The sequence below is a fragment of the Crenobacter cavernae genome, from assembly GCF_003355495.1.
Classification (GTDB): Bacteria; Pseudomonadota; Gammaproteobacteria; order Burkholderiales; family Chromobacteriaceae; genus Crenobacter; species Crenobacter cavernae.
The window spans coordinates 2,158,459-2,179,058 of the sequence record NZ_CP031337.1; the positions used below are offsets into that span (position 1 = coordinate 2,158,459).

Annotated in this window: 20 protein-coding genes; 15 read left to right on the forward strand and 5 right to left on the reverse strand. The window is 66.4% G+C overall.

Features of this window, described 5'->3' with window-relative positions; translation table 11 throughout:
• Window position 1: 1 nt before the first annotated feature.
• From queC to fliW, 3 genes are all read right to left on the reverse strand, one after another.
• On the reverse strand, window positions 2-706 hold the full coding sequence (gene queC / locus DWG20_RS10485) for a 7-cyano-7-deazaguanine synthase QueC (RefSeq protein ID WP_115433762.1): 705 nt from the start codon (window positions 704-706) through the stop codon (window positions 2-4).
• Between the two features lie 185 nt (window positions 707-891).
• The gene (locus DWG20_RS10490) at window positions 892-1,473 is read right to left on the reverse strand and encodes a DNA-3-methyladenine glycosylase I (protein ID WP_115433763.1); all 582 of its coding nucleotides are present in this window, start codon (window positions 1,471-1,473) and stop codon (window positions 892-894) included.
• A 71-nt stretch (window positions 1,474-1,544) separates the two neighbouring features.
• Complete coding sequence (gene fliW / locus DWG20_RS10495) at window positions 1,545-1,991, reverse strand: flagellar assembly protein FliW (protein WP_115433764.1); 447 nt, start codon at window positions 1,989-1,991, stop codon at window positions 1,545-1,547.
• A 171-nt stretch (window positions 1,992-2,162) separates the two neighbouring features.
• Here fliW and DWG20_RS10500 point away from each other — a divergent pair, with 171 nt between their 5' ends.
• The 4 genes from DWG20_RS10500 (at window position 2,163) to argS (ending at window position 6,235) form a co-directional block, all read left to right on the forward strand.
• The gene (locus DWG20_RS10500) at window positions 2,163-2,378 is read left to right on the forward strand and encodes a hypothetical protein (RefSeq protein WP_115433765.1); all 216 of its coding nucleotides are present in this window, start codon (window positions 2,163-2,165) and stop codon (window positions 2,376-2,378) included.
• 182 nt (window positions 2,379-2,560) lie between these two features.
• Complete coding sequence (locus tag DWG20_RS10505; RefSeq protein WP_115433766.1) at window positions 2,561-2,980, forward strand: hypothetical protein; 420 nt, start codon at window positions 2,561-2,563, stop codon at window positions 2,978-2,980.
• Window positions 2,981-3,013: 33 nt separating this feature from the next.
• Window positions 3,014-4,357 (forward strand): prephenate-dependent tRNA uridine(34) hydroxylase TrhP, encoded by a 1,344-nt coding sequence (trhP, locus tag DWG20_RS10510; protein ID WP_115433767.1) that lies wholly within the window; start codon window positions 3,014-3,016, stop codon window positions 4,355-4,357.
• A 159-nt stretch (window positions 4,358-4,516) separates the two neighbouring features.
• Window positions 4,517-6,235, forward strand: coding sequence for an arginine--tRNA ligase (gene argS / locus DWG20_RS10515; RefSeq protein WP_115433768.1), 1,719 nt, complete (start codon window positions 4,517-4,519; stop codon window positions 6,233-6,235).
• 211 nt (window positions 6,236-6,446) lie between these two features.
• Here argS and DWG20_RS10520 read toward each other — a convergent pair whose 3' ends face one another.
• Both DWG20_RS10520 and DWG20_RS10525 read right to left on the reverse strand, forming a co-directional pair.
• The gene (locus DWG20_RS10520) at window positions 6,447-7,628 is read right to left on the reverse strand and encodes an acetyl-CoA C-acetyltransferase (protein ID WP_115433769.1); all 1,182 of its coding nucleotides are present in this window, start codon (window positions 7,626-7,628) and stop codon (window positions 6,447-6,449) included.
• A 136-nt stretch (window positions 7,629-7,764) separates the two neighbouring features.
• On the reverse strand, window positions 7,765-9,462 hold the full coding sequence (locus DWG20_RS10525) for a PHA/PHB synthase family protein (RefSeq protein ID WP_181881013.1): 1,698 nt from the start codon (window positions 9,460-9,462) through the stop codon (window positions 7,765-7,767).
• Between the two features lie 301 nt (window positions 9,463-9,763).
• On the opposite strand from DWG20_RS10525, the gene DWG20_RS10530 reads away from it, so the two are divergent.
• The 11 genes from DWG20_RS10530 to DWG20_RS10580 all read left to right on the forward strand — a co-directional run bounded on the left by DWG20_RS10530 (window position 9,764) and on the right by DWG20_RS10580 (window position 20,572).
• Window positions 9,764-10,417 carry a fumarylacetoacetate hydrolase family protein gene (locus tag DWG20_RS10530; RefSeq protein ID WP_115433770.1) on the forward strand — a complete coding sequence of 218 codons (654 nt, stop codon included), beginning with the start codon at window positions 9,764-9,766 and terminating at the stop codon, window positions 10,415-10,417.
• Entirely contained in the window at window positions 10,414-10,833 is a 420-nt protein-coding gene (locus tag DWG20_RS10535; RefSeq protein ID WP_115433771.1) for an RNA-binding S4 domain-containing protein, read from the forward strand. Before DWG20_RS10530 ends, DWG20_RS10535 begins: the two co-directional genes overlap by 4 nt.
• A 110-nt stretch (window positions 10,834-10,943) precedes the next feature.
• Window positions 10,944-12,083: an MFS transporter gene (locus tag DWG20_RS10540; RefSeq protein ID WP_115433772.1), complete on the forward strand. Its 1,140-nt coding sequence runs from the start codon at window positions 10,944-10,946 to the stop codon at window positions 12,081-12,083.
• Window positions 12,084-12,248: 165 nt separating this feature from the next.
• The gene (gene leuC, locus DWG20_RS10545) at window positions 12,249-13,655 is read left to right on the forward strand and encodes a 3-isopropylmalate dehydratase large subunit (RefSeq protein ID WP_115433773.1); all 1,407 of its coding nucleotides are present in this window, start codon (window positions 12,249-12,251) and stop codon (window positions 13,653-13,655) included.
• A gap of 7 nt (window positions 13,656-13,662) precedes the next feature.
• Window positions 13,663-13,899, forward strand: a complete 237-nt coding sequence (locus tag DWG20_RS10550) for an entericidin (protein WP_245944705.1) — start codon at window positions 13,663-13,665, stop codon at window positions 13,897-13,899.
• Between the two features lie 29 nt (window positions 13,900-13,928).
• Window positions 13,929-14,567: a 3-isopropylmalate dehydratase small subunit gene (leuD, locus tag DWG20_RS10555; RefSeq protein WP_115433775.1), complete on the forward strand. Its 639-nt coding sequence runs from the start codon at window positions 13,929-13,931 to the stop codon at window positions 14,565-14,567.
• A 4-nt stretch (window positions 14,568-14,571) separates the two neighbouring features.
• A complete protein-coding gene (locus DWG20_RS10560) occupies window positions 14,572-14,904 on the forward strand; it encodes a hypothetical protein (protein ID WP_115433776.1) in 333 nt (110 codons plus the stop codon).
• Window positions 14,905-14,916: 12 nt separating this feature from the next.
• Window positions 14,917-15,987, forward strand: a complete 1,071-nt coding sequence (gene leuB / locus DWG20_RS10565; RefSeq protein ID WP_115433777.1) for a 3-isopropylmalate dehydrogenase — start codon at window positions 14,917-14,919, stop codon at window positions 15,985-15,987.
• 44 nt (window positions 15,988-16,031) lie between these two features.
• Window positions 16,032-17,144: an aspartate-semialdehyde dehydrogenase gene (asd, locus tag DWG20_RS10570; protein WP_115433778.1), complete on the forward strand. Its 1,113-nt coding sequence runs from the start codon at window positions 16,032-16,034 to the stop codon at window positions 17,142-17,144.
• A 72-nt stretch (window positions 17,145-17,216) separates the two neighbouring features.
• Window positions 17,217-18,185: an Asd/ArgC dimerization domain-containing protein gene (locus DWG20_RS10575; RefSeq protein WP_115433779.1), complete on the forward strand. Its 969-nt coding sequence runs from the start codon at window positions 17,217-17,219 to the stop codon at window positions 18,183-18,185.
• A 191-nt stretch (window positions 18,186-18,376) separates the two neighbouring features.
• A complete protein-coding gene (locus DWG20_RS10580; RefSeq protein WP_484012587.1) occupies window positions 18,377-20,572 on the forward strand; it encodes a motility hub landmark protein FimV in 2,196 nt (731 codons plus the stop codon).
• Window positions 20,573-20,600: the final 28 nt, after the last annotated feature.

Consider the following 20,600-nt stretch of genomic DNA (forward strand, 5'->3'; position numbering starts at 1 on the left):
CTCAAGCCCCGGTCCGGGTGCGGACGACCAGCGGGTCCGCCACGCCGGCTTCGGCGAAGCCCTTGGCGCGCAGTTCGCACGACGCGCACACGCCGCACGGCGGCACCGCGCCGTTGTAGCAGGTGTGGCTGTAGGCGAGCGCTTCCATCGCGCCGACTTCCTCGGCGAGGTGCACGGTCTCGGCCTTGCTCATGAACATCAACGGCGCGTGAAGTTGGACGCGGCTGTCCATGCCGAGGCGGATCGCCAGTTCCAGCGCTTTCAGCGTGTTCTCGCGGCAGTCGGGGTAGCCCGAGTAGTCGGTCTGCGCGACGCCGGTGACGACGTGGTCCATGCCCTTCTGCCACGCGAGCGCGGCGGCGAAGGTCAGGAACACGAGATTTCTGCCCGGGACGAAGGTGTTGGGCAGCGTCTTGTCGGCGTCGTCGCGCGCGCCTTGTTCGGGCTCGATGTCCTGCGCGGTCAGCGCGTTGCCGCCCATCACGCCGAAGGTGTCGATCGGCAAGACGGTCTGGCGCACGCCGGCCATCTGGGCGATGCGGCGCGCGGCGTCGAGCTCGACGCGGTGGCGCTGGCCGTAGTCGAAGGTGACCGCCTCGACCGCGTCGCGGCCGAAGCGCTGGATCGCCCAGAACAGACAGGTGGTCGAGTCCTGGCCGCCGGACAGGACGACCAGCGCCCTTCCGGCTTGATTCGGAATGCTCATTTGACTTTCCTTCGAAGAACAGTCGAAGCGGATTGGAGGCGCTGCCGCTCAGTGATCGCGGCGCGCCGAACAGTGAATTTTAACGGGTTTGCCCTCGCGCGCCTACCGCGCGCGTGGCGATGACCGTCGCCGTCGCGCATTTAGACGACAAATGCAGGGTCATGACGGCCCCGGGAGGGGGCGGCTCAACGTTGGCCGAGCCTGTCCGGGTGGCGGTGGCAGGCCACGAGATGGTCGTTCACCACCCCGGTCGCCTGCAGGAAGGCGTAGACGATGGTGCTACCGACGAACTTCATGCCGGCCTTTTTGAGTTCCTTGCTGATTTCATCGGACAGCGGCGTGCTCCCCGGGCAGTCGGCCAGGCTCTGCCAGCGGTTGACGACGGGCTCGCCGTCGACGAAGTCCCACAGCCAGTCGGCGAAGCGGCCGTGGCGCGCCTGCATCTCGACAAAGACGCGCGCATTGCCGATCGCACTCGCGATCTTGCCGCGGTGGCGCACGATGGACGCGTCGTGCAGCAGCCGCTCGACGTCTTCGTCGGTGAAGGCGGCGACGCGCGCCGGATCGAAGCCGTCGAACGCGGCGCGGTAGCCTTCGCGCTTCCTGAGGATGGTGATCCACGACAGCCCGGCCTGCGCACCCTCCAGCGTCAGCATTTCGAACAGGTGGACGTCGTCGCGGCTGGGCACGCCCCATTCCCTATCGTGGTAGGCGACGTAGAGCGGGTCGCTGCCGCACCACGGGCAGCGGATCTTGTCGTCGGTCATCACGGGCTTCCGATGGGATGAAGGCTGGCCAAGCTTTGGCGACGCCAAGGTTGGCCGAGCCTTTGTTGTGATCAGCAGCGGTTATGGAACACGATGTCGCAGGCGAGGCCGCCCTGCTGCAGGCCGCGGCGCGCCGCGAGGTTGACGATCAGCGGGTTGCGCACGTTGGCTTTGAGCGGCGCGAGCAGCGGGTGGTTCTCGGCGTGCGCGTCGCCTTCCTTGTACACCATCACCAGCACCACCGCGTCTTCGGGGCGGGCCAGCTGCAAGGCGTCGACCTCGGCGGCCGACAGTTCGACCTCGTAGCGCAGGCCCAGCGACGTCGGGTCGACCACGCTGAACAGCACGTCGGGCGCGTCGAGCGACTGCATCCAGAACACGCGCGGCGCCGTCTCGCCCGCTTCGTGGAACAGCTTGAAGCGCTGGCAGTTCTCGAACGCCGGCAGGCCGTGCGGGAACTGGATCACGGTGGACTCGTCCACCTCGACCGGGCCGAGCAGGCGGGAATTGAACAGCATGGTGATCTCCTCTAGTGCGGTGCGTTTTTATGCGATGGATGGCCGGGCAAGGCTGCCATTATGCATCCAGAACGCGCGCCGCGTTTCGCTTACAATAGCGCGCCATGGACGACCGAGAGCCGCGCTATCCGCGCCGCCCGACATCCCCGGCAGTCAATTGAAAGCCCGACCATGCTCGATAAAATCATGCAGCGCCTGCAACGCGACCGCCGCCTCGCGGTGTTCGCGCTGATCCTGTCCACCGTCTTCTTCGGGCTCGGCTCCTTCGCGACGCAGACCGCGATTGACGCGAAGGAGGGCGTGTACGCCATCCTCGGCATCGCGCTGATGGCGGCAGGCCTGATCGGCCAGCTGCTGACGCTGGCGGCGCTGTTCCGCTCGCGCTGAGTCGCGTCGCTACGACGGGTGAATCTAGAAAAATCAATCACTTGCCGGCTGTTTTTTTGCCCGTTCTTCAATCTTGACGCTCTCGTGACGGGCGGCGCATAATCGCGCCGCAACAGAGCCCGCATCAGACGGGCCGACCGTGGCCATTCCGCCACACCCATCCGACCCAAGAGTGATCAAGCATGGACGACCAGGCATTCCTGCAAGCGCTGGAATCACGTGAGCTGCCGGTTTCCGAATTCAACCACCAGGCGCACCTGTTGGCCGCCTGGGCCTACTGCCGCCGCTATCCCGGGCGCGAGGCCGCCGCGCGCTGCGCCTACGCGCTGTCGCGCTACGCGATGGCCAAGGGCGTGGCCGACAAGTACCACCACACGCTGACGATGGCGATCCTCGCCATCCTGTACAGCCGCGTCGTCGACCGCCCCGAGCTGCGCGACGACTGGGACGCGTTCTGCGCCGCCTGTCCGGACATCGTCGACGACGCGCGCGGCGTGGTGCTGGCCTACTACAGCGAAGAGCGGCTCGACAACGACAGCGCGCGCCGCGCCTTCGTCGAGCCCGACCTCCAACCGCTGCCCACCGGCGGCCTGCTGCATTGAGCGTTTAAACGCTCCAAACAAGACACCCATCGAATGAAAACACCGGAACTCCTGCTGCCGGCCGGCAACCTCGACAAGATGCGCGCCGCCTACGACTTCGGCGCCGACGCCGTCTACGCCGGCCAGCCGCGCTATAGCTTGCGCGCGCGCAACAACGAATTCAAATTGGAAGAATTGCGCACCGGCATTGCCGAGGCGCACGCGCGCGGCAAGCAGTTCTTCGTCGCCAGCAACATCCTGCCGCACAACGCCAAGCTGAAGACCTACCTGGCCGACATGGAGCCGGTGATCGAGATGAAGCCGGACGCGCTGATCATGGCCGACCCCGGTCTGATCATGATGGTGCGCGAGAAGTGGCCGGAAGTGCCGATCCACCTCTCCGTGCAGGCGAACACCACCAACCTGATGGGCGTGAAGTTCTGGCAGAAGATCGGCCTGACGCGCGTGATCCTGTCGCGCGAACTGTCGATCGACGAGATCGCCGAGATCCGCCAGGAATGCCCGGACATGGAGCTCGAGGTGTTCGTGCACGGCGCGCTGTGCATCGCCTACTCGGGCCGCTGCCTGTTGTCCGGCTACTTCAACCACCGCGACCCGAACCAGGGCACCTGCACCAATGCTTGCCGCTGGGACTACAAGATGCACGACACGCAGGGCGACGACGCCGGCGACGTGCAGAAGATCCAGTTCGATTTCAACAAGGCGCTGGAAGAGGCGAACCAGAGCTTCGCCGCCTGCGGCGGCGCCGAGCGCCACCCGCTCGCCGACAAGACCTATCTGATCGAAGAGGGCAGCCGCCCGGGCGAGATGATGCCGATCATCGAGGACGAGCACGGCACCTACATCATGAATTCGAAGGACCTGCGCGCGATCGAGCAGGTCGAGAAGCTGGTGAAGATCGGCGTCGACTCGCTGAAGATCGAGGGCCGCACCAAGTCGATCTACTACGTGTCGCGCACCGCGCAGGCCTACCGCAAGGCGATCGATGACGCGGTCGCCGGCCGGCCGTTCGACCTCGGCCTGTTGGCCGACCTCGATGGCCTCGCCAACCGCGGCTACACGCCGGGCTTCCTCGAACGCCACCAGACGCAGGAATACCAGAACTACCTGACCGGCCACTCGCAGGCGAAGAAGAGCCAGTACGTCGGCGAGGTGCTCGAAGTCGACGGCGAAGGCTGGGCGCTGGTCGACGTGAAGAACCGCTTCGCCGTCGGCGACCGGATCGAGATCATCCACCCGAGCGGCAACCGCATCGTAGAACTTGCGACGATGACGCGCGACGGCGAGGCCGTAGAGGTCGCGCCGGGCAACGGCGTGAAGGTGAAGATCCCCGGCATGGCCGGTTTCGAGAAGGCACTGATCGCGCGGCTGTTCTGAGCAGTATCCTAAAAAGCTCGGCCAACCTTCACAAGGTTGGCCGAGCTTTTTTTTAACAGCCACCGATTTGCCCGGCCCGCCCGCGCCGCCGTACAATTTGGCGATCGAATCCCGTGCCGGACGCCTGTCGCGTCCGGCCTTTGATTTTCTGGAACACTCATGACCCTCCAGCAATTGCTCAACGACCGCGTCAGCGCGGCGCTCGCCGCCGCCGGCGTGCCGGACGCTCCGGCTGTGCTGCAGCCCGCGTCCAAGCCCGAGTTCGGCGACTACCAGGCCAACGGCGTGATGGGCGCCGCGAAGAAGCTGAAGCAGAACCCGCGCGAACTCGCGCAGAAAGTCATCGACGTTCTGGATCTTGCCGGCATCGCCGACAAGGTCGAGATCGCCGGCCCCGGCTTCATCAACATCCATTTGGCGCCGGCCTTCGTCGGCGGGCGGCTCGACGCGGCGTTGAAAGACGCCAAGCTCGGCATCGCCGCGCCGGTGCGGCAGAAGGTGATGGTCGAATACTCGTCGCCCAACCTCGCCAAGGAAATGCACGTCGGTCACCTGCGTTCGACCATCATCGGCGACGCGATCGCGCGCGTGCTCGAATTCCTCGGCCACGACGTCGCGCGCGCCAACCACGTCGGCGACTGGGGCACGCAGTTCGGCATGCTGGTCGCCTACCTGGTCGAGAGCCGCAAGGCCGGCGAAGCCGACATGGTGCTGTCCGACCTCGAGGACTTCTACCGCAAGGCCAAGGTGCGCTTCGACGAAGACGAGGCGTTCGCCGACACCGCGCGTGACTACGTCGTCAAGCTGCAGGGCGGCGACGCCGAGGTGAGGAAGCTGTGGGCGCAGTTCGTCGAGGTGTCGCTCGAGCACTGCGAGGCGGTTTACAAGAAGCTCGGCGTGTCGCTCGACCGCGACAGCGTGCGCGGCGAGTCGGCGTACAACGACGACCTGCCGGTCGTGGTGTCCGACCTGCGCGCAGCCGAACTGCTGGTCGAAAGCCAGGGCGCGCAGGTGACGTTCCTGGCGGAGTTCCAGAATCCGGAAGGCGAGCCGATGGCGGTCATCATCCAGAAGAAGGACGGCGGCTACCTGTACGCGACCACCGATCTGGCCGCCGTGCGTTACCGTCACCGCAAACTCGGCCTCGACCGCGTGATCTACGTCGTCGACGCGCGCCAGAGCCTGCACTTCCAGCAGATCTTCACGCTGGCGAAGAAGGCCGGCTTCGCGCCGGCGGACATGCAGCTCGAACACGTCGCCTTCGGCACGATGATGGGCGAGGACGGCAAGCCGTTCAAAACCCGCTCGGGCGGCACGGTCAAGCTGATCGAGCTGCTCGATGAGGCCGAAGAGCGCGCGTTCGCGCTGGTGTCGGAGAAGAACCCGGACCTGCCCGAGGCCGAGCGTCGCGACGTCGCGCGCGCGGTCGGCATCGGCGCGGTGAAGTACGCCGACCTGTCGAAGAACCGCACCAGCGACTACGTGTTCAACTGGGACAGCATGCTCACTTTCGAAGGCAACACTGCGCCCTACCTGCAATACGCGTACACGCGCGTGCAGAGCGTGTTCCGCAAGGCCGATGCCGTCGACGCGGACGCGTCTATCGTCATCGCCGAGCCGGCCGAGAAGCAACTGGCGGTCGCCTTGGCGCAGTTCGAGGACGTGCTCGCCAACGTCGCCGAGACCTGCCAGCCGCACCACCTGTGCGGCTACCTCTATAACGTCGCGACGCTGTTCTCGCGCTTCTACGAGGCGTGCCCGATCCTCAAGTCCGAGGGCGAGGTGCGCGCCAGCCGCCTGCAGCTGGCGGCGCTCACCGGCAGGACGCTGAAGACCGGCCTCGGCCTGTTGGGCATCGCGGTCAACGACGCGATGTAAGCGCTCGGCCAGTCCGTCGTGAAAAAACCCGGCGCACCGCACAGGCGGCGCGCCGGGTTTTTGTCATGCGTGTCTGTAAAGGCTTTCGCGGCCAAGCGAGCATCCGCCCGTAGCCGATGCGGGCAAGGCTCGGCCAACGTTGGCCGAGCCTTGCTGCCCACAAACAAAAACGCCCCGCAAGCGCGGGGCGTCGGTGTTGCGAAGCGGGTGCTTAGGCGCGTTCGATCGCCAGCGCCACGCCCATACCGCCGCCGATGCACAGCGTCGCCAGGCCCTTGTTGGCTTCGCGGCGCTGCAGTTCGTGCAGCAGCGTGACGAGCACGCGTGCGCCGGACGCGCCGATCGGGTGGCCCAGCGCGATCGCGCCGCCGTTGACGTTGACCTTGGACAGGTCCCACTCGAGCTCGCGGGTCACGCCCAGCGCCTGCGCGGCGAACGCCTCGTTGGCTTCGATCAGGTCGAGGTCCTGCACGCTCCAGCCGGCACGGGCGAGCGCCTTGCGGGTGGCGCTGACCGGGCCCATGCCCATGATTTCCGGCGCGCAGCCAGACAACGCGTAGCCGCGCACCACGGCCAGCGGTTTCAGGCCGAGTTCGGCGGCTTTCTTGGCCGACATCATCACCACGCCGGCGGCGCCGTCGTTCAGGCCCGACGCGTTGCCGGCGGTCACGGTGCCGTCCTTCTTGAACGCGGCGCGCAGCTTGGCGAGGCCTTCGAGCGTCGCGCCCTGCTTGATGAACTCGTCGCGCGCGAAGGCGACCGGGTCGCCCTTGCGCTGCGGCACGTAGACCGGGACGATCTCGGCGTCGAAGCGGCCGGCGGCCTGCGCGGCCTCGGCGCGGTTCTGCGAGGTGACGGCCAGCTGGTCCTGCTCTTCGCGGCTGATGCCGTATTTCTCGGCGATGTTCTCGGCGGTGATGCCCATGTGGTACTGCTTGTACACGTCGGTCAGGCCGTCGTAGACCATGGTGTCGACGAGCTGGGCGTTGCCCATGCGGAAGCCGTCGCGCGAGCCGGGCAGGATGTGCGGCGACAGGCTCATGCTTTCCTGGCCGCCGGCGATCACGATGTCGGCGTCGCCCGCGGCGATCGCCTGGGCTGCCAGGTGGGTGGCGCGCAGGCCGGAGCCGCACACGACGTTGAGGGTGGACGCCGGGGTGGTCACCGGCAGGCCGGCCTTGATCAGCGCCTGGCGGGCCGGGTTCTGGCCGACGCCGGCGGTGAGGACTTGGCCCAGAATCACTTCGGAGATCTGTTCCGGCGCGAGGCCGGTCTTTTCCAGCAGCGCCTTGATCACGGTGGCGCCCAGGTCCGGGGCGGCGACCTTGGCGAGCGAACCGCCGAAGTTGCCGATGGCGGTGCGGCTGGCTGCGACAATCACAACGTCTTGCATGTGGCTATCTCCGTATTTCTAGTAAGTCGGCTGACGAATCAGCGCTTGAGCGCGGGGTCGGCCAAGGTTGGCCGAGCCCTGGGGCCGTCCCCTGTACTTTGCAGGGGGCGAATCTCATTATTGCAGTTGCACAAACTCAATGCAGGCTGGCGAGCGAGGCCGGCAGCGCGTGGGCGCGGACGTATTCGCCGGGCGCCGGTGCGATCGGCGGCAGCGCCTTGCTGCCCGCGGTCTTCGGGGCGGCGACCTTCTTGCCCGATTGCGGCGCGAGCCACGAATCCCAGTCCTTCCACCAGCTGCCAGGACGGCTCTCGGCGCCTTCGAACCAGGCGTTCGGGTCTTCCGGCAGATTCTCGTTGACCCAGTAGTTGCGCTTGTCACGGGTGACCGGGTTGATCGAGCCGGCGATGTGGCCCGACGCGCCGAGCACGAAGCGACGGCTGGCCGTGCCGGAGAGGTACTTCAGGCCGGCGTAGGCCGAGCTCCACAGCACGATGTGGTCCTCGCGCGCGGCGAAGATGTACACCGGGATGGTCAGCGTCGACAGGTCGATCGGCACGCCGCTCAGCGTGATGCTGCCCGGCTTGGTCAGCGAGTTGTTGAGGTAGAACTCCTTCAGGAAGAAGGTATGCATCGGCATCGGCAGGTCGACCGCGTCGTTGTTCCAGAACAAGAGGTCGAACGGCGGCGGCGTCTTGCCGAGCAGGTAGTTGTTGACGACGTAGTTCCACACGAGGTCGTTCGCGCGCAGGGACGCGAAGGTTCGGCCGAGTTCCTTGCCGCTGACGATGCCGCCGCCGCCGTGGGCGATCTTGGCTTCGCGTGCCTTGACGATTTTCTCGTCGAAGTAGACCTTGATGTCGCCCGGCTCGGTATGGTCGAGCAACGAGGTCATGAAGGTCGCCGAGTCGATCGAGTCGAGACCCTTGGCCTTCATCACCGCGAGCGAGGTCGCGAGGATCACGCCGCCGATGCAGAAGCCGAGCGCGTTCATCGACGGCTGGCGGGTGATGCTCTTGACCGCCTCGGACGCGGCGATCACGCCCTGTTCGACGTAGCTTTCCCAGGTGAAGTGCTTCATCTCGGGCACCGCGGAGCGCCACGAGATCAGGAACACGCGGTAACCCTGGCCGACGAAGTGGCGCACCATCGAGTTGTCCGGCTGCAGGTCCATCAGGTAGTACTTGTTGATGCACGGCGGGACGATCAACAGCGGCTTCTCGTACACCTCGCCGGTGGTCGGCGTGTACTGGATCAGTTCGATCAGCTCGTTGCGGAACACGACGTCGCCCGGCGTGACGGCGATGTTGTCGCCGATCTCGAAGTGGCTCTCGTCGGACATCGAGATGTGGCCCTTCTGCAGGTCCTCCATCATGTTCTTCATGCCCTCGACCAGGCTCTCGCCCTTGCTCTCCATCGCCCGCTTGATCACTTCCGGGTTGGTCAGGAGGAAGTTGGACGGCGCCATCGCGTCGACGTAGTGCTTGGTGACGAAGGCGAGCCTGTCCTTGCTTTCACCTTCGAGCTGCGCCTTGTCGACGAGGTCTAGCATCCACTTCGACGTCAACAGGTAGCTTTGCTTGAGGAAGCTGTAGAACGGGTGCTCGTCCCATTCGGGCGCTGCAAAGCGGCGGTCGGCCGGCTTGCCCGGGGCGTCGTCGGCCGGCTTCTGGCCGAGAAAGCGCAGCCACAGGTCCATCTGCTGCTGGTAGAGGTCGCTCTGCAAGGCGATGAACTGGTTGGTGCTGGACATCAACTGGGCCCACGCCGGGTTGATCGGGCTGTCGCCGTTGGCAGTCTGACCCAGGCTGATCGAATTCACGAACTGCTGCATCCACTGCTGATTGGCGGCCGAGAGGCTGGCGAAGAACTGTTCCAGCGAAGCGGTCGAATCCTGACTCAAGATCATCTCCTTATTGCGACGAGCGTGACGGCCGGTACAGTCCCGGCCGACTGTCTGACAAACTAACAACAGTTTATGACAATTTCAATTCGTGGTGTGTGTTGCACTGCAAAAAAATGTCGTCGCCGGGCAAACTGTTGCGTGCCGGCACGGTGTGCGTGAGGTCACGCGCGCTTTGCGCGATAATCGGGCATCGGCGGCCGCTGGCGCCGCGTCCCGGAGAGCTGTTTTCATGCCCGTGCTGACCCTGAACGGCAGAGCCTGCCGCATCGCGAACATTTTCTGCATCGGTCGCAACTTTGTTGCACATGCAGCAGAGCTTGGCAATCCGGTTGAACCCGAGCCGCTGGTTTTTCTGAAGCCGACGTCGGCCTTGTTGCTCGAAGGCTCGCCTATCGTGCTGCCCGACTATTCGCGCGACGTGCACCACGAATGCGAGCTGGTGGTGCTGATCGGCCGCGGCGGCGACCACATCGCTGAGGCCGACGCGCTGCAGCACGTCGCGGGATACGGCATCGGGCTCGACCTGACCGCGCGAGACGCGCAGAACGACGCCAAGCAGAAGGGACACCCGTGGACCAAGGCGAAGGGCTTCCGCGGCGCCGCCTGCCTGTCGGCGCTGGTGCCGGCCGAGCGCGTGCCCGATCCGCAGGCGCTGACCTTTTCGCTGAAGGTGAATGGCAAGACGCGCCAAGAGGGCGATACGTCGCTGATGCTGTTCGGCGTCGCGCGGCTGATCGCCGAATTGAGCGCGAGGTACGGTTTGACCGAGGGCGACCTGATCTACACCGGCACGCCGGCCGGCGTCTCGGCGATCGGGGCCGGCGACGTGCTCGAGCTTGAACTCGACGGCCTGGTATCGGCGCGTTGGGAGGTGGCGGCATGAGCCGCCAGGGCGCGCACGCCGACGAGGACGACGGCAAGGTCCGCCTCGACAAGTGGCTGTGGGCGGCGCGCTTCTTCAAGACGCGCCAGCTCGCGCACGAGGCGATCGAACTCGGTCGCGTGTTGGTCGGCGGAGACCGGGTGAAGGCGTCGCGCGTGGCGCGCGAGGGCGACGAGTTGGTCGTGCGCGTCGGTCAGCTCGAGTACAGGGTGACGGTGCTGTCGCTATCGACGCAGCGCAAGGGCGCGAAGGATGTGGGGCTGCTGTACAGCGAGGGCGACGAGTCGCGCCAGGCGCGCGAAGAGAAACAGGAAACGCTCAAGGCCGAGCGCGCGAGCTTTCCGCACGGCGACGGCAAGCCGAGCAAGAAGGGGCGCCGCGACATCGCCGCGTTCAAGCAGCGCATGCGCGACTGAGGTTGACGCCGGGGCGCGCGTCCCGTTTTTCACCGGCCTCGAGCCGTCGTTTTCCATCCTGGCCCGGCGCTGCCCGGGCTCGGCCAACCTTGTGAGCTTCCCCCGCCGTCGTGTCCCTGCTGCCGTTCTCGCGTTTCTACTTCTGCTACTTCGCCTTCCTCGGCCTGTTCAATCCGTACTGGCCGCTCTACCTCGAACGGCTGGGCCTGTCACCGTGGCAGCTGTCGGTGCTGGTGTCCTTGCTCGGCATCGCGCGTATCGTCGCACCGACGTTCTGGGGTGGCTTCGCCGACCGCATCGGCCGGCGCAAGCCGGTGCTGCGCGCGACGACGCTGGTCGCGGCGTTCGCTTTTCTGCCGATCCTGTGGATAGATAGCTTCTGGCCGATGTTCGCCGTGCTGGCGGCCTCGCACTTGTTCTGGGCGGCGTCGCTGCCGCTGGTCGAGGCCGGTGCCGCTCAGGCGACGCGCGGCGCGCCGGGCCGCTACGGCCGCACCCGGGTGTGGGGGTCGATCGGCTTCATGGCGGTGGCGTTGCTGGCAGGCTACGGGCTGATGAAAGCGTCGCTCGACTTGCTGCCGATGCTGCTCGCGGTCGGCCTGTTCGTGATCGCGGCCGCGGCGTGGCGGGTGCCCGAGACCGGGGCTCGGCCAACGTCGGGCACCACGCCGGCTAGCCTCGCGTCGCTATTGGCCCGGCCGGGCCTGCCGGCGCTGCTCGCCGCCTGCTTCTTGATGGCGTTCGCGCACGGGCCCTACTACACCTTCTATTCGATCGCGCTGTCGGGCATGGGCTACGGCCAGGGGAGCATCGGTGCGCTGTGGGCGCTCGGCGTGATCTGCGAAATCATGCTGTTCTGGAAACTGCCGTCGCTGCATAAGCGCTTCGGCCTGGGCGAGTGGATGTGTGCGTCGCTCGCCGCCGCCTGTCTGCGTTTCGCGCTGTTGGCCACGGCGCTGACGCATCCGGCGGCGGTGCTGTTCGCGCAGACGCTGCATGCGTTGACCTTCGGCCTGCACCACGCGTCGGCGGTCGCGCTGCTGCAGCGCGCCGTCCCGCCCGAGCAGCAGGCGCGCGGGCAGGGGCTGTATCTGGCGGTGTCGTTCGGTCTCGGTGGTACGCTCGGCGGCTTGCTCGCCGGTGCCTTGTGGCCGACCGGCGGCGCGCCGCTGGTGTACGGCGTGTCGACGCTGGCCGCCCTGATCGGTTTCGCCGTCTCGCTTAGCGTCAGGAAGACGCTCGCAGTATGACGTTGGGGCAAGGTTGGCCGAGGGTTTCGCGGCGCGGCAAACGCGACTTGATAAGGGGCAAACCGGTATGCAAGAATGACTTTTCCATTAAAAGTGCGGGACTTGAGCACTTAACGTCCGCAACCGCACTCTAAGAATCGCCATCAACTAGCCTTGCCAGACCCCATGACCGCGCAGACGCTCTACGACAAACTCTGGTCGAGCCACGTGGTGCACGAAGCCGCCGACGGCACCGTGCTCCTCTACATCGACCGCCATCTCATCCACGAAGTCACCAGCCCGCAGGCCTTCGAAGGCCTGAGGCTGGCGAACCGGCAGCCGTGGCGCACGCACTCTATCGTCGCGACCGCCGACCACAACACGCCGACCGACCACTGGGACGAGGGGATCAAGGATCCGATCTCGCGCCAGCAGGTCGAGACGCTGGATGCCAACATCAAGCACTTCGGCGCGCTCGCCTACTTCCCGTTCAAGGACAAGAACCAGGGCATCGTGCATGTGGTCGGGCCCGAGCAGGGCGCGACGCTGCCGGGCATGACCGTGGTCTGTGGCGACAGCCACACGTCGACGCACGGCGCCTTCGCCGCGCTGGCACACGGCATCGGCACGTCCGAGGTCGAACACGTGCTCGCCACCCAGACCCTGGTGGCCAAGAAGTCCAGATCCATGCTGGTCAAGGTCGACGGTCGACTGCAGCCGGGCGTGACTGCCAAGGATATCGCGCTCGCGATCATCGGCAAGATCGGCACCGCCGGCGGCACCGGCTATGCGATCGAATTCGGCGGCGACACGATCCGCGCGCTGTCGATGGAAGGCCGCATGACGATCTGCAATATGGCGATCGAAGCCGGCGCCCGTTCGGGCCTGGTCGCGGCCGACCAGGTCACGCTCGACTACATCAAGGGCCGCCCGTTCGCGCCGACCGTCGAACAATGGGACGCCGCCGCCGCCTACTGGAAGACGCTGGTGTCCGATGAAGGCGCGGTCTTCGACGCCGTCGTCGAGCTGAAGGCCGAGGATGTCGAGCCGCAGGTCACCTGGGGCACGTCGCCCGAGATGGTCACCGACGTCAACGGCAGTGTGCCGAACCCGGCGCAAGAGGCCGACCCGGTCAAGCGCGAAGGCTACCAGCGCGCGCTCAACTACATGGGCCTCACCGCCGGCACGCTGATCCGTGAGATCGGCATCGACAAGGTGTTCATCGGTTCCTGTACCAATTCCCGCATCGAAGACCTGCGCGAAGCCGCCGCGATCATCAAGGGCCGCAAGAAGGCCGACAGCGTGAAACTGGCGCTGGTCGTGCCGGGTTCGGGTCTGGTGAAGGTGCAGGCCGAGGCCGAAGGCCTCGACAAGATCTTCACCGCGGCCGGTTTCGAATGGCGCGAACCGGGCTGTTCGATGTGCCTGGCGATGAACGCCGACCGTCTCGAGCCGGGCGAACGCTGCGCGTCGACCTCCAACCGCAACTTCGAAGGCCGCCAGGGCCAGGGCGGACGCACCCATCTGGTGAGTCCGGCGATGGCGGCGGCGGCGGCGATCGCCGGTCATTTCGTCGATGTGCGCGGTTTCTGAGCGCGTAATGCGCCGCACGCTGCTGCTGGCCGCCACGCTGTTGCTCGGTGCCTGCAGCCATACGCTGCAGGGCCTGGGCAAGGATATTCATCAGGGCGGCGAGGCCGTCGGCCGTGCGGTGCAGCGTGGCGGCGAGGTGGTGTCCGACACCGCGCAGCGCGTCGGCAACAGGATAGACAGCGCGACCCAGCCGAGTCCGCCTGCGCCGGTGATTGACGGCACGCAGACTCGGCAAAGCCAATAACGTTTCGGGGGCTCGTCCCTACAGGAATCATGAAAGCATTTACGACGCTGAACGGGCTGGTGTGCCCGCTCGATCGCGCCAACGTCGACACCGACGCGATCATACCCAAACAATTTCTCAAGTCGATCCAGCGCTCCGGCTTCGGTCCCAACCTGTTCGACGAATGGCGCTACCTCGACCACGGCGAGCCGGGTAGGGACAACAGCGTCCGTCCGGTGAACCCCGACTTCGTGCTGAACTTCCCGCGCTACAAAGGCGCGCAGGTGCTCTTGGCGCGCGAGAACTTCGGCTGTGGTTCGAGCCGCGAACACGCGCCGTGGGCACTCGAAGACTACGGCTTCCGCGCGGTGATCGCGCCGAGCTTCGCCGACATCTTCTTCAACAACTGCTACAAGAACGGCCTGTTGCCCATCGTGCTGCCGGCCGAGGCGCTCGACCAGCTGTTCGCCGAGACCGAGGCGAACCAAGGCTACGCGCTGAGCATCGACCTGTCTTCGCAGACGGTGAGCACCCCGTCGGGCGCGACGTTCGGCTTCGACATCACCGCGCACCGCAAGCATTGCCTGTTGAACGGCCTGGACGAGATCGGCCTCACGCTGCAGCACGCCGACGAGATCAAGGCCTACGAGGCCAAGCGCCGCGCCGAGCAACCCTGGTTGTTCCGATGAGCCGATGGGCGCGCGAGTCCGAACCGGCCTGATCGCCTGCCTGCGCAGGCACCCGCTCCTGACCTTTGGGCTGATGGGGGCGGGTTTTCTCGGTTTCGGCCTCGCGACGCTCAACGTCATAGCGCTGTTGCTGGCCAATCTGCAACTGGTCGCCGAGCACGGTGTGATGGCGCTGAAGGACGGCGCGCTGCGCCAGTTTCTCGAGCTGACCGGCTCCGGCTACTTCGGCCTCGCGTGCTACCTCGGCTTCAAGACCTGCGAAAAGCTGCTGGTCGATCGGCTGACCGCGCCCCAAGACGCGTCAACGTTGGCCGAGCCCACCCAGAACACCGATTGAAAGAATAAAGACATGAAGATTGCCATCCTCCCCGGCGACGGTATCGGTCCCGAAATCATCGCCCAGGCCCGCCGCGTGCTCGACGTGCTCGCCGCAGATGGCCTCGCCTTCGAGATCGAAGAAGCGCCGCTGGGCGGCGCCGGCTACGATGCCTACGGCCACCCGTACCCGGAATTCACGCAGAAGCTGGCACGCGAAGCCGACGCTATTCTGCTGGGTGCCGTCGGCGGCCCCGCTTACGATACGCTCGATCGCCCGCTGCGTCCGGAGCGCGGCCTGCTCGCGATCCGCAAGGACCTGAACCTGTTCGCCAACCTGCGCCCGGCCATCCTGTACCCGGAACTGGCGAACGCATCGACGCTGAAGCCGGAAGTGGTGTCGGGCCTCGACATCATGATCGTGCGCGAACTGACCGGCGACATCTACTTCGGCCAGCCGCGCGGCATCCGCACCAACGAGGCCGGCGAGCGCGAAGGCTTCAACACCATGTTGTACAGCGAGAGCGAGATCCGCCGTATCGCGCATGTCGCGTTCGGCATCGCGCAGAAGCGCGACAAGAAGCTGTGCTCGGTCGACAAGGCCAACGTGCTCGAGTGCACCGAGTTCTGGAAAGAGATCTTCATCGACGTGGCTAAGGACTACCCGGACGTCGAACTCTCGCACATGTACGTCGACAACGCGGCGATGCAGCTGGTGCGCAACCCGAAGCAGTTCGACGTGATGGTCACCGGCAACATCTTCGGCGACATCCTGTCCGACGAGGCGTCGATGCTGACCGGTTCGATCGGCATGCTGCCGTCGGCGTCGCTCGACGCGAACAACAAGGGCTTGTACGAGCCGAGCCACGGTTCGGCGCCGGACATCGCCGGCAAGGATATCGCCAACCCGCTGGCGACCATCCTGTCGGTAGCGATGATGCTGCGCTATACGTTCAACCTCGAGGCCGAGGCCCAGCGCATCGAGAACGCGGTCAAGACCGTGCTCAAGCAGGGTTTCCGCACCGCCGACATCTTCGAGGAAGGCTGCCAGAAGGTGAGCTGCTCGGGCATGGGCGACGCGGTGGTCGCCGCGCTCAAGGCCTGATAAGCTTGTGGCAAAGAATTGGCTAACATAATCAAGGAATTGCAATGCGAGTAGGTTTTGTAGGCTGGCGCGGCATGGTCGGCTCGGTGCTGATGCAGCGCATGCGCGAAGAGAACGATTTCGCCGTCATCGACGAGCCGGTGTTCTTCACCACGTCCAACGTCGGCGGCGCCGCCCCGGCGGTCGGCAAGGAGGTGCCGGCGCTCAAAGACGCCCGTGACATCGATGCGCTGAAGGCGATGGACGCCATCGTTACCTGTCAGGGCGGTGACTACACGAGCGAGGTGTTCCCCAAACTGCGCGCCGCCGGCTGGCAGGGGTACTGGATCGACGCCGCTTCGACGCTGCGCATGGACGACGAGGCGATCATCATCCTCGACCCGGTCAACCTGGGCGTGATCCAGGATGGCATTTCCAAGGGCGTGAAGAACTACGTCGGCGGCAACTGCACCGTCAGCTTGATGCTGATGGCGCTCGGCGGTCTGTTCCAGAACGACCTCGTCGAATGGACGACGTCGATGACCTACCAGGCAGCCAGTGGCGCCGGCGCACAGAACATGCGCGAGCTGCTTTCGCAGATGGGTGAAGCCCACCGCGTCGCCCGCGATCTGCTCGATAACCCGGCTTCGGCCATCCTCGACATCGACCGCGAAGTGGCCGGCATCCTGCGCGATCCTTCGTTCCCGACCGCCAACTTCGGCGTGCCGCTGGCCGGCAGCCTGATCCCGTGGATCGACAAGGACCTCGGCAACGGCCAGTCGAAGGAAGAATGGAAGGGCGGCGTCGAGACCAACAAGATCCTCGGCCGTTCGGCCAACCCGATCCCGGTCGACGGCCTGTGCGTGCGCATCGGCGCGATGCGTTGCCACAGCCAGGCGCTGACCATCAAGCTGAAGAAGGACGTGCCGCTCGACGAGATCGAGGCGATGCTCGCCGCCGCCAACCCGTGGGCCAAGGTCGTGCCGAACACCCGTGAAGACAGCATGCGCGACCTGACGCCGACCAGCGTCACCGGCACGCTGACCGTTCCGGTCGGCCGCCTGCGCAAGCTCGCGATGGGCAACGACTACCTGTCGGCCTTCACCGTCGGCGACCAGCTGTTGTGGGGCGCGGCCGAACCGCTACGCCGCATGCTGCGCATCCTGATCGAACGTTAAGCGCCAGCGGAAACCCCGCCGCGTTGACCCCAAGGGCGCTTAACCGCGCCCTTTCTGTTTTTGGAGTGAAAAATGAGTGCAAACCTGCAAATCGCCGTCGTCGGCGCGACCAGCCAGCTGGGCGTCGCGCTGCTCGAGAAGTTGGCCGAGCTCTTGCCCCCGTCGGCGCGCGTGGCGGCGATCGACGCCGACGAACTCGACGGCGAAACGGTCGAATACGGCCATCGTGAACTCGACGTGCAAGCGGTGTCCGAGTTCGATTTCGGCCACGCCGGTGCGGCCTTCTTCGCCGAGAGCAACGAAGCGTTCGCCGCGGCCCGCCAGGCCGCGCGCGACGCCGGCGTCCTCGTGTTCGAAGCCGGCGCGACCGCGTCGCTCGCCGGCCCGGTGCTTGACGACGGTGCGATCGCGTTGCCGCAGGACATCGCCTTGCCGCTGGCGCGCGCGCTCGCCGCGCTGGGCTCGGCCAACCTCAAGGCCGTGACCGTTACCGCCTGCCTGTCGGCCAGCCGCTTCGGCAAACCGGCGATCGAGGAGCTCGCCGAGCAGACCACCGCGCTCTTCACCCAGCGCGAAGCCGAAACCGAACACTTTCCGAAACGCCAGGCGTTCAACCTGTTGCCCCTGATCGGCGCGGCGGGCGAGGGCGGCGACAGCGACGTCGAACGCGCGCTCGCCGTCGCGCTGCCGGCCTTGCTCGGCCAAGCTGCCTTGCCGGTGTTCGCCAGCGTGGTGCACGTGCCGATGTTCTTCGGCGTGGCGTGGGCGGTGAGCGTCGAATTCGACGGCGACGCGCCGCCTATTGCCGAGTTGAACGACGCCTTCCTCAAGGCCGGCCTGTGGCTGAACGCCGAGCCGGGCAAGGGCGAGACGACGGTCAGCCCGATGGACGTGGTCGGCACCGACCTGTTGGCCGTCGACCGCATCCGCATCCAGCGCAACCGTCTGATGTTCTGGCTGACCGCCGATGCGGCGCGCGTGACGGCGAAAAACTGGTGCGAACAGTTTGCAAAGGCGATGCAAACTGGGTATTTTGCCTGACGCCGGATTGGCACGACTTTTCGCCGTCGCTCGGACAGAATCCGATTGGCGAAATCCGGGTGGGAAACTAAGATGGCGAGGCAGTTCACGGCGCATGCCGTGTGACTGCGCTTGCCATTAAAACATTTATAACAAATGCCGGAAGGTGGATCGTGACTAGACAGGCACCCCTCAAACTCAGTGTGCTGCTCGTGGCAGCGTTGTTCTCCGCGAGCGCGTGGGCCGGGTTGGGAAAGATTAACGTCCGCTCGAACTTGGGAGAAACGCTCCGCGCGGACATTCCCGTGACGGGGCTCAGCGCGGCCGAGCTCGAGGCGCTGCGCGTCGGCCTGGCCGGTAACGATACCTTCCGCGACCTGAAGGTCGACTACCCGAGCGCGCTGTCCTCGCTGCGCTTTTCGCTGGTGAAGAACGGTGCGAACGGCGTGGTCCGCGTCACCTCGACCAAACCGATCAACGAGCCGTTCCTGCGCTTCGTCGTCGAGGCGCGCGGTGCCGCCGCCCGCTCGGTGCGCGAATACACCGTGCTGCTCGACCCGCCCGAGTTCAAGGGGCGTAACGGCCAGGATCTGGTGCCTGCCGAGACCGGCGTGGCCGCGCCGCGCGGTCGTGTCAAGAACGACGCCGCGCCATCCGCTGCCCGCGCGGGCGTGCTGCGCGTCGAGCCGGGCTCCAGCCTGAACAGCCTAGCCGCCGGTGTCCAGCCGCCGGGCGCCAGCCTCGCGCAGACCATGGCCGCGCTCGTCCAGCAGAACCCCAGGGCCTTCATCGCCGGCGACCCGGACCGCCTGCGCGCCGGCGCGCAGCTCAAGGTGCCGAGTGCCGCCAGCATCAAGGCGGTCTCCGTCGCCGATGCCCGCCGCACGCTGTCGGGCGTGCCCGAACCGGCCGCGGCGGCTTCGGCGCAGAGCGCTCCTGCCCAGGCCGTAGCGGCGCTTCCGGTGGTGCCCGCCCCCGCGCCCGCCCAGGCCGCCCCCGCGCCGGTCGCTTCTATTCAAGCCACTGCCCCGGTCGCGGCGCCTGCCGCGCCGCAGGCGGCGGCTTCCGCCCCTTCGAGCGAGACATTGACTACGCTCGAAGGCCAGGTGGCCGAGCGCGACAAGTCGCTGAAAGACGCCGAAACGCGAATCGCTGCGCTTGAAGCAAAATTGCAGAGTCTCCAGCAGGGTGCGGCCAAGCCGGCGCCGGCTGAGTCCGCTGAGGGCAGCGGCTTTCTCGCCGGTCTCCTCGACAACCTGCCGCTGGTCGGCGGCGTCGCCGGCGGCGGCCTGTTGCTCGCGCTGCTCGGTGTGCTCGCGGCCCGGCGCAAGAAGGCGCCGGCCTCGGCCAACCTTGGCCTCGCGCCGAACACGCTGATCGCCGGCCGCAGCAGTGCCGCGTCTCCGCTCGTGCCCGGCGCGGCCGCGGCGGAGGGCGGCCAGAGCTTCATGTCCGACTTCACCCGTTCCTTCGGCGAGATCGACGCCGGCGAGGTCGACCCGGTCGCCGAGGCCGAGGTCTACATCGCCTACGGCCGCGACCAGCAGGCCGAGGAAATCCTCAAGGACGCGCTCAACCGCGACCCGGCCCGCCACGAAGTGCGCCTGAAGCTGCTGGAAATCTACGCGGCGCGTCAGGACAAGGACAGCTTCGAGCGCGTCGCGCGCGAACTGCATGCGGCCTTCGACGGCAAGGGCCAGCAATGGGCGAAGGCCGCGGCGATGGGCCTGCTGCTCGATGCGGACAACCCGCTCTACCAGAGCGGCGAAGCGATGGCTGGCACCCCTGCTGCCGCGGGCGCGCCGCTGACCGAGGCCATCGACCTCGACCAGGAACTGATGGCGGTGGCGCAAGCGCCGGCGCCGTTCAACATGCCGTTGGCCGAAGGCGCCGTGCCGCCCGAGGCCGCCGCGACGCCGGCAGACGACGGCTTCGACGATCCGCTGCGTGCCGCGTTGTTTGGCGAGGCCGACGCGATCGAGGCCGCGCCGGCGCCGCAAGAGCCGGACGCCAAACTGCTCGACTTCGACCTGGACAGCCTCGACAGCGGCGTAGCCAAGGTCGAGAAAGCGCCGGCCGAGGCTCCGGTCAAGGCGGACGCCAGCCTGCTCGACTTCGACTTCCAGCTCGACGACCCGACGCTGGCCAACGCGACGTCGGTCGCGCCGCCCGAGGAGGACGATCTGGGCGATTTCGCCGCCTTGTTCCAGAACAACGAGCCGGCCACGCTGATGTCCGGCGTGTCGGTCAGCGACGACCCGCTCAGCACCAAACTCGACCTCGCCAAGGTCTATCTCGACATGGGCGACAGCGAAGGCGCGCGCGAAGTTTTGAAAGAACTCACGGGCGAAGCGAAGGGTTCTCTTAAAGATGAAGCCGAATTGCTCTTGGCGAAGATAAATATTTAGTTGTAATATCATCTGCAAAAAAGACCCG